The organism is Shouchella tritolerans (assembly GCF_025770735.1).
In the GTDB taxonomy this organism is placed as follows: domain Bacteria; phylum Bacillota; class Bacilli; order Bacillales; family Bacillaceae_D; genus Shouchella; species Shouchella tritolerans.
Genome location: NZ_JAODPB010000001.1, coordinates 1203893 through 1218636 on the forward strand (window position 1 = coordinate 1203893; position 14744 = coordinate 1218636).

Annotated in this window: 10 protein-coding genes and 1 riboswitch; of the genes, 9 read left to right on the forward strand and 1 reads right to left on the reverse strand. The window is 45.8% G+C overall.

What is annotated here, in order from left to right:
- Positions 1-159 precede the first annotated feature (159 nt).
- The 8 genes from secA to N6H06_RS05775 all read left to right on the forward strand — a co-directional run bounded on the left by secA (position 160) and on the right by N6H06_RS05775 (position 10912).
- Positions 160-2685, forward strand: a complete 2526-nt coding sequence (gene secA, locus N6H06_RS05740; RefSeq protein WP_263705834.1) for a preprotein translocase subunit SecA — start codon at positions 160-162, stop codon at positions 2683-2685.
- Positions 2686-2713: 28 nt separating this feature from the next.
- Positions 2714-3818, forward strand: a protein-coding gene (prfB, locus tag N6H06_RS05745) for a peptide chain release factor 2 (RefSeq protein ID WP_153020504.1) whose coding sequence is annotated in 2 segments (ribosomal slippage) — positions 2714-2785 and positions 2787-3818 — 1104 coding nt in all. Because the reading frame shifts where the segments join, the coding sequence is not laid out codon by codon here.
- A 57-nt stretch (positions 3819-3875) separates the two neighbouring features.
- Positions 3876-4745 carry a YitT family protein gene (locus N6H06_RS05750; RefSeq protein ID WP_263705835.1) on the forward strand — a complete coding sequence of 290 codons (870 nt, stop codon included), beginning with the start codon at positions 3876-3878 and terminating at the stop codon, positions 4743-4745.
- A 331-nt stretch (positions 4746-5076) separates the two neighbouring features.
- Positions 5077-5763 carry a cell division ATP-binding protein FtsE gene (gene ftsE, locus N6H06_RS05755; protein WP_062746638.1) on the forward strand — a complete coding sequence of 229 codons (687 nt, stop codon included), beginning with the start codon at positions 5077-5079 and terminating at the stop codon, positions 5761-5763.
- Entirely contained in the window at positions 5753-6637 is an 885-nt protein-coding gene (ftsX, locus tag N6H06_RS05760; protein ID WP_062746359.1) for a permease-like cell division protein FtsX, read from the forward strand. The genes ftsE and ftsX overlap by 11 nt, the downstream gene beginning before the upstream one ends.
- A 20-nt stretch (positions 6638-6657) precedes the next feature.
- The gene (locus tag N6H06_RS05765; RefSeq protein WP_263705836.1) at positions 6658-8037 is read left to right on the forward strand and encodes a murein hydrolase activator EnvC family protein; all 1380 of its coding nucleotides are present in this window, start codon (positions 6658-6660) and stop codon (positions 8035-8037) included.
- 148 nt (positions 8038-8185) lie between these two features.
- Positions 8186-9640: a S41 family peptidase gene (locus N6H06_RS05770; protein ID WP_212954153.1), complete on the forward strand. Its 1455-nt coding sequence runs from the start codon at positions 8186-8188 to the stop codon at positions 9638-9640.
- A 99-nt stretch (positions 9641-9739) separates the two neighbouring features.
- Positions 9740-10912 carry a PDZ domain-containing protein gene (locus N6H06_RS05775; RefSeq protein WP_263705837.1) on the forward strand — a complete coding sequence of 391 codons (1173 nt, stop codon included), beginning with the start codon at positions 9740-9742 and terminating at the stop codon, positions 10910-10912.
- 200 nt (positions 10913-11112) lie between these two features.
- Here the strand turns inward: N6H06_RS05775 and N6H06_RS05780 are convergent, their stop codons facing one another.
- Positions 11113-12081 carry a DMT family transporter gene (locus tag N6H06_RS05780; RefSeq protein WP_062746366.1) on the reverse strand — a complete coding sequence of 323 codons (969 nt, stop codon included), beginning with the start codon at positions 12079-12081 and terminating at the stop codon, positions 11113-11115.
- Between the two features lie 117 nt (positions 12082-12198).
- Positions 12199-12332: riboswitch (FMN riboswitch) on the reverse strand.
- A 421-nt stretch (positions 12333-12753) separates the two neighbouring features.
- On the opposite strand from N6H06_RS05780, the gene uvrB reads away from it, so the two are divergent.
- A complete protein-coding gene (gene uvrB / locus N6H06_RS05785) occupies positions 12754-14736 on the forward strand; it encodes an excinuclease ABC subunit UvrB (protein WP_213028929.1) in 1983 nt (660 codons plus the stop codon).
- Positions 14737-14744: the final 8 nt, after the last annotated feature.

Below are 14744 nucleotides of genomic sequence, written 5' to 3' on the forward strand. Positions count from 1 at the left end.
GCTATAGACTGTCGACAACATGGAGTTTCACAGGGCTGCTGCCTTGTAAGCGACCGTTAGAACTGCTAATATAGAAATGATAAACGTATCATAAAGATAGGCGCAAGTCGAGGGATTTGCAGTCGCGGAGAGCAATGCCGCCAAGAGAGGAAGATGATGATGCTTGGATTACTTCGAAAAATAGTCGGCGATCCAGCCCAAAAACAATTAAAGAAAAATGAAAAAATCGTCGATCAAGTCGAGGCGCTAGCAGATGAAATGAAGCAGCTTTCTGACGAACAATTAAAGAACAAAACAGCTGAATTTAAGGCAAAGCTAGAAGAAGGCGCTTCTCTTAACGATATAGTAGTTCCTGCGCTTGCAGTTGCTCGTGAAGCAGCGGGCAGGGTGTTAAATGAGTATCCATACCGCGTTCAGTTGCTCGGTGCACTGGCGCTACACCAAGGCAATATTGCCGAAATGAAGACAGGGGAAGGGAAAACGCTCGTCGGCACAATAGCCGTTTATGTCCAAGCCCTAGAAGGAAAAGGTGTTCATATTGTAACGGTCAATAACTACTTAGCCCGCCGCGACTTGGAAAACTATGGGCGGATTTTTCAATTCTTAGGGTTGACAGTGGGATTGAACGAAAACGGCCTTACGAGAGAAGAAAAACAAAAAGCGTATGCCGCTGATGTGACGTACAGCACAAATAATGAGCTTGGTTTTGATTATTTACGTGATAACATGGTGCTTTATAAGGAACAAATGGTGCAACGGCCGCTCCATTTTGCGTTAATCGATGAAGTTGACTCGATTTTAATTGATGAAGCACGGACGCCGTTAATCATTTCTGGTTCCGTTGAACGGAAAACAAAACTTTATGGACAAGCCAATACATTTGTGCGCGTTTTAAAACGCGATGCTGATTACACATACGATGAAAAAACAAAATCCGTCCAGTTGACGGATGAAGGTGTCAATAAAGCAGAGCGCGCGTTTAACATCGATAACCTTTACGATCAAAAGCATGTGCAACTGAACCATCATATTAACCAATCGTTAAAAGCCCATGTGGCCATGCACCGTGATGCTGACTATGTGGTTGAAGACGGTGAGGTCGTGATCGTTGACCAGTTTACGGGCCGTTTAATGAAAGGAAGGCGTTATAGCGATGGACTCCACCAAGCGCTAGAGGCAAAAGAAGGTCTAGAAGTGCAGCGGGAGAGCATCACGCTAGCTTCGATTACATTCCAAAACTATTTCCGTATGTACCAAAAGCTTGCAGGAATGACAGGTACGGCTAAGACGGAGGAAGAGGAATTCCGCAATATTTATGGCATGGACGTTATGGTAATCCCGACAAATAAACCGGTTGCTCGGGAAGACCGCCCTGATTTAATTTATAAGACGATGCAAGGGAAATTCAACGCAGTCGTCAATGAAATTGCCGAGCTTCATAAAACTGGGCGCCCTGTGCTAGTAGGTACGGTTAACGTCGAAACATCTGAAGTTGTTTCCAAAATGTTGACAAGAAAACGGATCCCACACCACGTCTTAAACGCGAAAAACCATGAGCGGGAAGCAGAAATTATTGAAAAAGCTGGCCATAAAGGGGCCGTTACGATCGCGACGAACATGGCTGGCCGTGGAACGGACATTAAGCTTGGCCCAGGGGTCAAAGAGCTTGGCGGCCTCCACGTTCTTGGTACAGAGCGTCATGAAAGCCGGAGGATTGACAACCAATTGCGTGGCCGTGCTGGACGTCAAGGGGATGTAGGTTCTTCTCAATTTTATTTGTCGATGGAAGATGAGCTGATGAGGCGGTTTGGCTCAGACAATATGAAAACGATGATGGAAAAACTGGGTATGGAAGACGACCAGCCTATTGAATCATCATTGGTTTCAAGAGCAGTGGAAACAGCACAAAAACGGGTTGAAGGCAATAACTTTGACGCTCGTAAACAAGTACTCCAGTTTGATGACGTGATGCGCGAGCAACGGGAGATTATCTATAAACAACGGATGGAAGTGCTTGAAGCTGATAACTTAAAAACAATTGTCGAAAATATGATGAAGGCGACTGTAGAACGTGTTGTTCAAACCCATTGCCCTGAATCGCTCGTTCAGGAAGAGTGGGATTTAGCCGCTGTTGCCACCTATATCAATGGGCAGTTGTTGTCTGAAAACGGGATTAGTGAGAAAGAGCTGTTAGGAAAAGAGCAAGAGGAACTGATCGAGTTGATTACCGATAAAGTCCTCGCTGCATACCATGCGAAAGAAGCAGAAGTCTCTTCAGAGCAAATGCGTGAGTTTGAAAAAGTCATCATGCTGCGCACTGTCGACCGCAAGTGGATGAATCACATTGACCAAATGGATCAATTACGACAAGGCATACATTTGCGTGCCTACGGCCAAAACGACCCGTTGCGTGAGTATCGCTTTGAAGGCTTTAATATGTTTGAAGCGATGATCGCCGAAATTGAAGAAGAAGTATCTATGTATGTGATGAAGGCACAAGTTCAGCAAAACCTTAAGCGTGAGGAAGTAGCCGAAGGAAAAGCAGTGAGGCCGTCAGCCAATGGGCAAGAGGACAAAAAAGCGAAACGGAAGCCAGTTCGCAAAGCCGAAAACATTGGCAGAAACGACCCATGCATTTGTGGCAGCGGCAAAAAATACAAAAATTGTTGTGGGGCTAACCGATAAGGGGCCCTCTTAGGTAGAGGTGTAAACGATGGACATGACAGAAATGAAGCAAGAACTAGTGGCGCTTGAGAAGCGACTATCCGATTTTAGGGGGTCTCTTTGACGTCGCAGAAAAGGAAGAGCGGATCGCGGAGTTAGAAGAAAAAATGGCTGATCCTGATTTTTGGAATGATCAGGAGCAAGCGCAAGCGATCATTAATGAAACAAATGGTTTAAAAGAGCAAGTCCATACATTCAAAGACATGGCTGAAAGCTATGACGACTTGGAAGTCAGTTATGAGCTTGTTCGTGAAGAAGACGACACTGAACTGGCAAGTGAACTGGAATCGGGAATTGCTGCGCTTAAACAAAAAATGAACCAATTTGAGTTGCAATTGCTCTTAAGTGCTCCTTACGATAAAAACAATGCCATTTTAGAACTCCATCCTGGCGCAGGCGGCACTGAATCCCAGGATTGGGCTTCTATGTTGCTAAGGATGTACACGCGCTGGGCAGAAAAGCGTGGTTTTGCTGTCGAAACGCTCGACTATCTCCCTGGCGAGGAGGCAGGCGTCAAAAGCGTCACGCTGCTCATAAAAGGGCATAACGCATATGGCTATTTAAAAGCAGAGAAAGGCGTGCACCGCCTCGTGCGAATTTCGCCATTTGACTCATCGGGGAGGCGGCATACGTCCTTTGTGTCATGCGAAGTGATGCCTGAATTAGATGATGCAGTAGACATCGAATTAAATAGCGAGGACTTAAAAATCGACACGTATCGTGCTAGTGGGGCGGGCGGCCAGCATGTCAACACGACTGACTCGGCTGTGCGGATCACCCATTTGCCGACAAATACGGTTGTGACTTGCCAGAGCGAACGTTCCCAAATTAAAAACCGTGAACAGGCAATGAAAATGATGAAAGCGAAACTGTACCAACTGCGGATTGAGGAGCAAGAGCGTGAACTTGCTGAAATCCGTGGCGAACAAAAAGAAATTGGCTGGGGGAGCCAAATCCGCTCCTATGTGTTCCATCCTTATTCAATGGTGAAAGACCACCGCACGAACTTTGAAATTGGCAATACGAACAGTGTCATGGATGGGGAGATTGACGGGTTTATTGACGCTTATCTGAGACAATCGCTGGCAATGTAACAACGAATCCTGAGGATGTTAAATAAAGAGCGATCGCTTTTAAAAAGGAGAACATGTATGGGAAAGGCTCGCCGAGACAGGCAATACAGCACGCGGGCTGAAAAATGGCTAAATTATACCAGGATTTTCATTGGCTCAGCCATAGTCGGGATTTCATTTAATTTGTTTTTACTGCCAAACCAAATTGCCCCTGGTGGTGTGAGCGGCATCAGCACAATCGCCAATTATGTTTTTGGGTTTGAGCCGGCCTTTACGCTTTGGGCCCTAAACATTCCGATCTTTCTTTTAGGTGTGCTGCTGTTAGGGGGCTTTCGCTATGGGGCAAAAACACTAATCGGCACGCTGTTTGTCCCCCTTGTTGTCTTTTTAACAAGAGATTGGGTTGTGGAAGTAAGCGACCCTCTGCTCGGTGCTTTGTTTGGAGGATTAGGCGTCGGTCTTGGTCTTGGCGTCGTTTTTTTGGCAAACGCGAGCACGGGTGGAACCGATCTGTTGGCGCAAATCGTGCAAAAATTTACAGGGCTTTCAGCCGGCATTTGTGTCGGCATGATTGACGGCCTTGTTGTCATTACTTCGGCATTTGTCTTTAATATCGAAATGGCATTGTATGCGTTAATTTCGCTGTTCGTCACGACAAAAACGATTGACCTGGTGCAAATGGGGATAGGCTATTCAAAAGTTGCTTATATTATTTCTTCGCAAGAGGAAACGGTACAGAAGGCGCTGTTTGACTCAGTCGATCGCGGTGTGACAAGACTTGTCGGTTATGGCGGTTATACGAACAAAGCAAGGGCGGTTCTAATGTGCGTTGTCAACCAAAATGAGGTCGCTCGATTAAAGCAAACCGTAAAAAGAGCGGATCCCCGTGCTTTTATTGTGCTGACAAACGCCTCAGAAGTGTTAGGAGAAGGGTTTAAAAAAAGCTAAAGTTGCTTGAGTGCGCTGTGAGGGCGCTCTTTTTTTTGCCATTTTTCGCCGCCGTAAAGGAGTGTGTGTTTATCGTTAAGCATGATAGACTTGTAACAAAATAGGTACATTTGATCATTCACTTATAGGTCAATTAGACCGAAATAAATAGAGAGTGCGACAATGGTCGGAAATTAGATGTTATAACGCAAATCAAGCAATTATCACGAAACTGAAATAAAAATGTAATGTCACCCTGTTGCTGCTGATGATATAATGACCGCGAAGCATGTCGAAATCGGAATTTGTTTGTTATTTCGGTACCAAGGTTTAAAGGTGTGGTTGAATGAGTTTGATCAAACTGAATGATGTTTGGAAAGTATATCCCAATAATGTTAAAGCGTTAAACGGCATGACTGTCCAAATTGAAAAAGGTGAATTTGTTTACGTTGTCGGACCAAGCGGAGCGGGCAAGTCGACTTTTATTCGCTTAATCTATCGTGAGGAAAAGGCAACAAAAGGCGATATTTTTTTAAATAATATTAATTTATCCACTTTAAAACATAAAGAAATCCCTAAACTTAGACGGAATATCGGCGTTGTGTTTCAAGACTTTAAGCTTTTGCCTTCCCTTACTGTCTATGAAAACATTGCATTTGCCCTTGAAGTCATTGAAGAACATCCTTCAGACATTAAGCAGCGTGTAAATGAGGTTTTGAATCTAGTAAAATTAAAAAGCAAAGCAAAGTTCTTGCCGAGCGAACTGTCTGGCGGCGAACAGCAACGGGTGGCGATTGCCAGAGCAATTGCGAATCGGCCAGATGTTTTAATCGCTGATGAACCGACAGGGAATTTGGACCCTGAGACGGCGTGGACAATTATGGATTTGTTGGAAAGCATCCATTCCCTAGGAACGACGGTGATCATGGCGACACATAACAAAGAGATTGTCAATACGCTGAAACGCCGTGTCATCGCGATCGAAAATGGCCGGATCGTCCGTGATGAAGCAAGGGGGAATTACGGCTATGAAGTTTAAAACAATACTGCGCCATTTTCGCGAAGGAATCAAGAACATTGGCCGCAGCGGGTGGATGTCGTTTGCGTCCATTAGTGCAGTGACGGTTATGCTTTTCATTGTTGGTTTCTTTTTAATTGTATTTGTTAATGGCAACCATATCGCATCGACGATTGAAAACAATGTGGAAATTCGCGCCTTTATTGAACGGGGAACGGGCGAAGAGGAAGTCCAACAACTGTTAGACGAAGTAAATGCGCTTCCTGACGTAGAAGAGGTCATTTTCATTGATAAAGAGGAAGGGTTAGAAAGTTTGATTGCTTCCACTGGAGAAGTGTACGAGAGTATAAGAGAAGAGAACCCACTGCCAGATGCATTGCGGGTTACTGCCACCTCTCCTCAAGAAACAGAAGCCGTTGCCCAAAAAGTCAATCACCATGATTATGTAAGCAACGTATCTTATGGGGCCGATGTGCTGCCTGATTTATTTAAACTAACCAATACAAGCCGTGTAGTTGGCCTAGTGGTTATTCTCGGGTTGCTTTTAACGGCGATGTTCTTAATCTCAAATACAATTAAACTAACCATTGTTGCCCGTAAAAAAGAGATTCAAATTATGAAACTGGTTGGAGCGACAAATAGCTTTGTTCGTAGTCCATTTTTAGTCGAAGGCGCTTTGCTAGGCACCTTTGGCAGCATAGGACCGATTCTAATTCTAAGCTTTGGCTATCAATACGTGTACAGTAATTCAGGCGATTTTTTACAAAGTTCGCTTTACTCGCTCCTTGAGCCAGGGCAGCTGATTGTGCAAGTGTCGCTGTTGTTGCTTGCTGTTGGCTTGATTGTTGGCATTTGGGGAAGTGCCATGTCTGTGCGGAAATTTTTAAATGTGTAATCGAAATAGGGGGAAAAACGGTGAAAAAACGAATGGTCACTACAACTGCTGCTCTAACAATTGCTGGCGCTTTGTTAGGCAGTAGTTTTCAGCCGGCTTTTGCAGAAACCGATATAAAGAAACAGTTGGGTGACGTGCAAGAACAACAAAAAGAAAACGTTGAAAAAGCGGAAAAAACGGAGTCAGATCTAACGAAATTAGATAGCGAATTAAAAGATCTCCAAGCAGAATTGGATGAAGTGAAGCAGGAAGAAGAAACAACACAACAAAAATTAGACGAAACGGAAGCGGAATTGGCAGAAATTGAAGCGGACATCGAGTCGTTAGAGGAAGAAATTGTGGTCATGGAAGAACGAATAGCCGAGAGGCGTGAACTTTTGGAGGAACGGGCTGTTGCCGCCTATGAATCTGGCGGCGAAGTCAGTTATTTAGAAGTTTTACTTGGTGCGAAAAGTTTTGGCGACTTTATTGAACGGGTCTCAGCTATTTCGACAATTGCCAAACATGACCAGGAAATGCTTGATGAATACATAGCTGATGAAAAAGAACTGCAAGCCAAAAAAGCGGAAGTAGAAGAAAAACAGGCTGATGTCGAAGCGCAAAAGGCAGAGCTCGAAGCGTTAAAAGAAGATCTTGTTGAGCAAACGGAAGAAATAGACCAGTTGCAAGAGGAGTTAAAAGAAAAGGAAGAAGAACTAGAAGCGCAGTTAGGCGACATCATGTCTGAGGAAGAATCATTGCAAAAGCAAGAAGAAGCGCTGGAAGCTGAGCTGAAAGCGTGGGAAGAAGAGCAGGAACGCCTAAAAGAAGAAGAGGAACGTAAAGCGCGTGAGGCAGAAGAACAAGCTGCTAAGGAACAAGAGGAGGAAAAGGAGAAGGAAACGGAAACGGAGGAAGCCGGCGAAATAGCCCAAGCTGCTGAAAAGCCGCAAGCAGGCGAAGAGAACAAAAACCAGAATAGGGACCAAGAAGAAGATGCCGCTCCTTCGGTGGAGAGTTCAGGCGCGTTTGTGCGGCCGGCAACAGGCTCGATTACATCAACTTATGGCCAACGGTGGGGAAGAATGCACTGGGGTATTGATATTGGCAAGAACGGCAGAGCCGGTGATGTTCCAATCGTTTCCGTGTTAGATGGAACGGTTGCTTCCACAGAATACCGCAGTGATTTTGGCAACTGGGTCGTCGTCACCCACCAAATGGATGGCAAACAACTGACGACAGTCTATGCCCATCTTGAACGGATTGATGTCAACCCTGGTGACCGGGTCAAAGCAGGCCAGCAGCTAGGACTAATGGGCAATACAGGCAGATCGACGGGGCCACACTTGCACTTTGAAGTCCATGAAGGGCCATTTAACTGGGACCGTTCAAATGCAGTAGATCCGATGAAATATATGTAAACGTTCGAGCGCCTTGGCAAGTACAGGGCGCTTTTTTTGTTGATGCTAAATCGCTTTTTGACAGAAGCTTGCCGACAAATTAGAATGGAAAGAGGAACGAAACGGAAAGCAAGGCAATTCGTTTTACAAGTGGGAGTGGTGAGCAATTTTGAAAACAAAGCATCTCGTGTGGACAGTAGCTGTGCTAGCAGCCGTGCTGGTCGGAGGGTTTTTCTTTATAAGTGGTGTGAACACTGGCTCTCCTAATCCAATTCAACCAAATAATGGGAATGAATCGGTTGCGGAGTTAAGCGATGACGAATTAATGGAAAAATTTGAGCGAGCACTCGCCACGATTGAATCAGAGTACGTGACAGAGACGGATCGCCAACAATTAATTGAAGGTGCCATTAATGGGATGGTAGAAACGTTAAATGACCCATTTTCCGACTATATGGATGTAAGCTCGGCAACAGACTTTCAACAGTCACTCAGCTCTCATTTTGAAGGAATTGGAGCGGAAGTTGGCATGATCGACGGAAACGTTTCGATTATTAGCCCGATGCGCGAGTCACCAGCCGAAAAAGCAGGACTTTTGCCGAATGACGCGATTATTGCGATTGACGGCGAGTCGATTGAAGGCTGGTCTGTCAATGAGGCTGTAGCAAACATCCGCGGTGAGGGCGGCACAACCGTTACGTTGACAATTGAACGCAATGGAGTGAAAGACCCTTTTGATGTCCAAATTGAGCGGGATACGATTGAAGTCGAATCTGTTCGCGCAGATACGTTTGAGCAAGATGGGAAGAAAATTGGCAGACTGGAAATCACCTCCTTTTCAGAAGACGTAGGTACCCAGTTTGAAGAGCAGTTGCAAATCTTAGAAGAAGACGGAATCGACGGTTTGGTCATTGATGTCCGCGGCAATCCTGGCGGGTACTTAGAAGGTGCGACAAAAATTGGTGACGCGATTATTCCAGAAGGCAAGCCGGTTGTCCAAATTGAACATGGCAATGGCGAGATTGATAGCTATCTGTCGAACATGAAAGGCAAAAAGCCTTATCCTGTGGTCGGTTTGATTAACGAAAGCAGTGCTTCAGCTTCGGAAATTCTCGCTGCCGCGTTAAAAGAGTCAGGCGGCTATGATTTGGTCGGCGAAACGACATTTGGGAAAGGGACTGTACAAAAATCAATTCCAATGGATGACGGGAGCGCCTTGAAAATTACGACTGACCGTTGGTTGACGGCAGGCGGCAACACGATTGACCAAGAGGGGGTCGAACCGACTGTTAAACAACGGCAACCTGATTATTTTTATGCTGTCGCGCTTACGGTAGAAGAAACGTTTGTAAAAGACCAAGTATCAGACCAAATTGGCAATGCCCAAAAGATGCTGATTGGCTTAGGGTTCGATGTAGGCCGGGATGACGGCTATTTTGACGAGCAAACCGAAGAAGCGATCATTGCCTTTCAGCAATCACATGATTTACAAGCAAACGGCGAACTCAATGAAGAAACGGCAGGAAAACTTCAAGAAGACATTTTGTCCCATATTCGTGACACCGCTAACGATGAGCAGCTGAAACGGGCCGTTGAATTGGCTGCTGAGCAAGCGTCCCAATAGGCAGGAAACAGCCGGAAGTTTGTCGAAATGTAAGGATAGCTGCCTTTCTGTGGGCAGTTATCCTTTTTGGAATCTGTAGGAAAAGCTGGAGGATATAAAATGATAGATATTACTTTGACAGCCATTAGCAGCTTTTTGCTGCACCCGCTTTTTTACATAGGCATTGCTGCTTTTGCCGTTATTGGTGCTGTTCGTGTTGCAAAGGAAAGAGCTTCTTTTCATACACGGGTTTACGCCAAACGTGGTGATTTTGTCCTCAGCCTCTTGCCTGGCTTGTTTGCCGGCTTTATCGCAAGCCTCGTGCTTATTGGCTATGGCCTGACACTGACCACTCCAGTTTTGCTGCTTATAGCAGCGGCAAGCATGCTTTTACTCCTAACGGGACGGATGCAGCTGCAGTCGCCTGCCTACTACATTCCTTTAGCTGCATTTGCGCTCGCTTTGCTGCCAAGCCTCACGTTACCAGCATGGCTAAGCGGAGAACTGGATTCTCGGATTTTGTATCCAAGCCTATTTCTGTTTGCAGCTGTTACCCTTCTCGCCCAAGCACTTCTAGTTCGCTATAATGGGGCAGCCTTGACTTCCCCACGGTTGGAAATAGGCAAAAGAGGGCGCTTTGTCGGCTTTCATATCGCGAACCGCCTTTGGCTCCTCCCTCTCGTCGTTTTTATACCGGAGGGCGTGCTCCCTGCCTTTTCCTATTGGCCACTTATCCATATCGAGGGCATGACGTTTCAACCTCTGTTGATCCCTGTCCTCATCGGTTTTGGCAAGAAAATCCGTTCATTGCCAAAAGAAACCGTTGCCACTGAAGCCAAGGCAATTTATCCTCTCGCTGTGCTCGCCTTTGTCGGTGCTGCAGCCCTCTATTTCTTACCGGAATATTGGTTTTTGTGCTTGTGGTCCGCTTTATTGGCGGGATTAAAACTGGCGCTCGATATCCGTTCCGCCATTGCCGAAAAAAACAAACCTGCTTTTTTCACGGAAGAAGAAAAAGGATGCCGTGTCGTCGGTGTTCTTCCTGGCAGTCCGGCGGAAAAAATGGGCATTGCCATTGGCGAAGAAATTGCGAAAGTAAATGGGCAACCAGTCCATAATGAACAAACGATGTATCAAGCATTGCAAATCAATCCCGTATACTGCAAACTTGAAGTAAAAGACCTTGCAGGCGAAGTACGGTTTGTACACGGACCCCTTTACAGCGGCGAGCACCACCAGTTAGGGGCGTTGCTCGTGCGCCAGGAAGAACAGCTAGCAGACTCCATTGTGTAGCGATCACTTAGACTGATAGAAAACGCTTTGTCAGACGAGGAGTGAAAGCAAGGGAAGATGTGAATAAAGCATGTGTTCATGAATATATGACCGAGACAAACGACGATCGAGCGTTTGTCTATTGTCTAAAACCCGCTCTAGGAAGGAGCGGGTTTTTAAGGTATCAACATCGATCGTTTTTTGAAGGAGCGCGTGGCCATTTATGCGGAAGCAGGCCGTTTTTTCAAAGGCGGCAATACTTCTTTGGTATCCTGTTGTTTGGAAATGTGATAAAGGACAATCCAGATTAGCGCAAAGCCAAGCGCTTGGGGAAAGCTAACTGTTTCTTGCATCGTCACCCAGGAAACAAGCAAGCCTGCCATTGGGAAACTAAGCTCGGCAATCGTAGCTACAGATGCTTTAATCGCCTGCAAGCCGCGGTAATAGAGTAGCATCGAGACCAAGCCTGGCAAAAGCGCTGAAGCTAGTAAGTTTATGCTAATAAAGACGAGTGCTATAGCCGAAGCTGGCTCGTTCCAAGCATCAGGCGAAGTCAAAACAAGGACGCTGAGCAAGGGCAAAGCCAAGAGAAAGCGGAGCGCTGTCACTGTTTCGTACCGGCATTTTCTTAAAAGCAAACGCCCCATAACGGTAGAGCCGCCCCATAAGGCTGCTGCGCCAATGGCGAAAAGGCTGCCAAGTTGAAAAACTTCGCCAAACCCGCTGATTGGCAAGGAGAAGCCAAATGTAAGCAAATAAGTACCAACAAGTGCCACTGGCACGAGAAAACCAAAATGTTTTGGCCATGATTCTTTCAAAACAAAACGGGCAAGGACAATCGCGAAAATCGGCTGGAGCTTTTGCAAGAGCAACACTGAGTTGATTTGCCCCATTCCGTGTGTCGCTGCGTAAGTAAGCCCATGTGTAAATAACAGCGTAGCAATAGCTGAACCGCCCCACGATATGAAAAGCAAGGCGCCAATGTCGACGAACGACAAATGGGCCAAGTCGCTTCTGTATCTCCAAATAAGGGGGACGGCAATAAAAGCCAAAATAATATGTTCGATAAAGACAATTTGCAAAGACGTCATCGTTTCAAGGAGAAGGAGGCGGAAAAGAGGGTTAATGCCCCAGAAAGCTGCTCCTATTACAATGAACCAAAATGTTTTTTGCGTGTGCGGTTGTTGCATGTGATGTCAAAACCCTTTCGTTTGAATCGGCCCTTCCAAAAATCAAAACAGCCCTGAATGTGTACATCCATTCAGGGCCTCTCAAATAAGCATGGGCGTGTATTGCCATGCTCATTCGTTGATCTTCTCCCATCCGGACTTTAACCGTCGGCTTTGGAATTCCACCAAATCAGTCCCCTTTTTGACAAGCGCAAAGGAGAGTCGCGGGCTTTTACCGCCGGCCAGGAGTTTCACCTGCCCCGAAGATACCTATTCATTATTTTTAGCATGTTAATCTTACCGTAATTGTCGGCATTCGTCCAGCGCCAAGAATCCAATACAATTGGTAATTATTTTTAGTACGTATGTTCGTCAAGTTTGTAGGTATTTGCATAAGGTTATGCTATAATGAAAAGCGAACACTTGTTTATAAAGAATGACAAAGGTGGGGCACATCTTTTTGAACAGTACGCGCCAAGTGGCGTGTGCGGGAGCCAAACAAGCTCATGCTTGACGGCAAAAGCTTCCGCTGCCCTCCCGTCTGATTTTGTTGGATAAATGGCAATAGGATTAAGTGTCCCTCACATGTTTGGTTGTCTGCAAGTGAGGGAAGTTTTTGTATTAATAAATAAAGGAGGAAGGTAGCACTTTCATGAAAAGAGCAACTCCGATTCATGAAAGTACCAAGTGATTATGGACCAAACGTTTCAGCTTGTATCAGAGTATTCTCCCCAAGGGGACCAGCCGAAAGCAATCGAGCAAATTGTGACAGGCATTCAAAACGGCAAAAAGCACCAAACATTGCTTGGCGCTACCGGAACGGGCAAGACGTTTACGATGTCAAATGTGATCCAAGCCGTTAATAAGCCAACGCTTGTAATGGCTCATAATAAAACGCTTGCCGGGCAATTGTATAGCGAGTTTAAACAGTTGTTTCCCAATAACGCAGTTGAGTATTTTGTCAGTTACTATGATTATTACCAACCAGAGGCGTACGTCCCGTCTTCAGACACGTTTATTGAAAAAGATGCAAGCATAAATGACGAGATTGATAAGCTTAGGCATTCGGCGACAAGTGCCTTGTTTGAACGGAGAGATGTCATTATTATCGCCAGCGTATCTTGTATTTACGGGTTAGGTTCACCAGAAGAATACCGGGACTTAGTGCTGTCCATTCGCACAGGCATGGAAATGGATCGGAACAGTCTGTTGCGGAAATTGGTTGACATCCAGTATGACCGCAACGACATGAATTTTGTTCGTGGCACATTCCGAGTCCGTGGCGATGTTGTCGAAATTTTTCCTGCTTCAAGGGACGAACAGTGCATGCGTGTTGAATTTTTCGGCGATGAGATAGAGCGAATCACAGAAGTGGATGCCCTCACTGGAGAAATAAAAGGCGAGCGTCACCATGTCTCTATCTTTCCAGCTTCCCACTTTGTGACCCGTGAAGAAAAAATGAAAAAAGCGATTGCCAATATCGAAGTGGAACTAGAAGAAAGGCTTTCCGTTTTGCGCAAGGAAGAGAAGCTGTTGGAAGCGCAGCGTTTAGAGCAGCGCACCCGTTACGATTTAGAAATGATGGCGGAAATGGGCTTTTGTTCAGGGATTGAAAACTATTCTCGCCATTTGACGCTTCGGGAAGCGGGAGCAACTCCGTATACATTGTTGGACTTTTTTCCGAAAGACTTTTTGCTTATTGTCGATGAGTCTCACGTTACCATTCCCCAAGTGCGAGGTATGTACAATGGCGACAGAGCCCGGAAAGAAATTCTTGTCAATCACGGCTTCCGTTTGCCTTCAGCCCTTGATAACCGGCCGTTAAAATTCGAGGAGTTTGAAGAAAAAGTTGGCCAGGCCGTCTATGTATCAGCCACTCCAGGACCGTACGAACTGGAACACACGCCTAAAATGGTCGAGCAGATTATCCGCCCAACTGGCTTGCTAGATCCTATAGTAGAAGTCCGCCCGATTGAAGGGCAAATCGATGACTTAATCGGCCAAATCCATGACCAAATCGCCAAGGACGAGCGTGTGTTAGTAACAACGCTTACGAAAAAGATGGCGGAAGACTTAACTGATTATCTAAAGGAAATCGGTATTAAAGTCCGTTACCTCCACTCGGAAGTCAAAACGCTAGAACGGCTAGAAATTATCCGCCAACTGCGCCTTGGGACATTTGATGTTCTTATCGGCATAAACTTGCTGCGGGAAGGCATTGACATTCCAGAAGTGTCGCTTGTGGCCATTCTTGATGCGGATAAGGAAGGATTTTTACGGGCAGAACGTTCGTTGATTCAAACGATTGGCCGGGCTGCGCGAAATGCGAATGGCCGTGTCATTATGTATGCCGATAAAATGACCCACTCAATGGAAGTGGCGATCAACGAAACGAAGCGGCGCCGTCAGATCCAGCAGGCATATAATGAGCAGCATGGCATTACGCCGCAAACGATTCAAAAACGAATACCAGAAGTCGTGCAAGCAACGTATGCAGCGGAAGAGACCGGCGATTATAAAGCTTCGTCGACACCATCGAAAAAACTAGGCAAAAAAGAACGCCAGGCAACGATTGAGCGTGTAGAAGCGGAAATGAAACAGGCCGCAAAAGAGTTGAACTTTGAACGAGCCGCTGAATTGCGCGATGTGTTGTTAGAATTAAAAGCGGAAGGATGACAGGAATA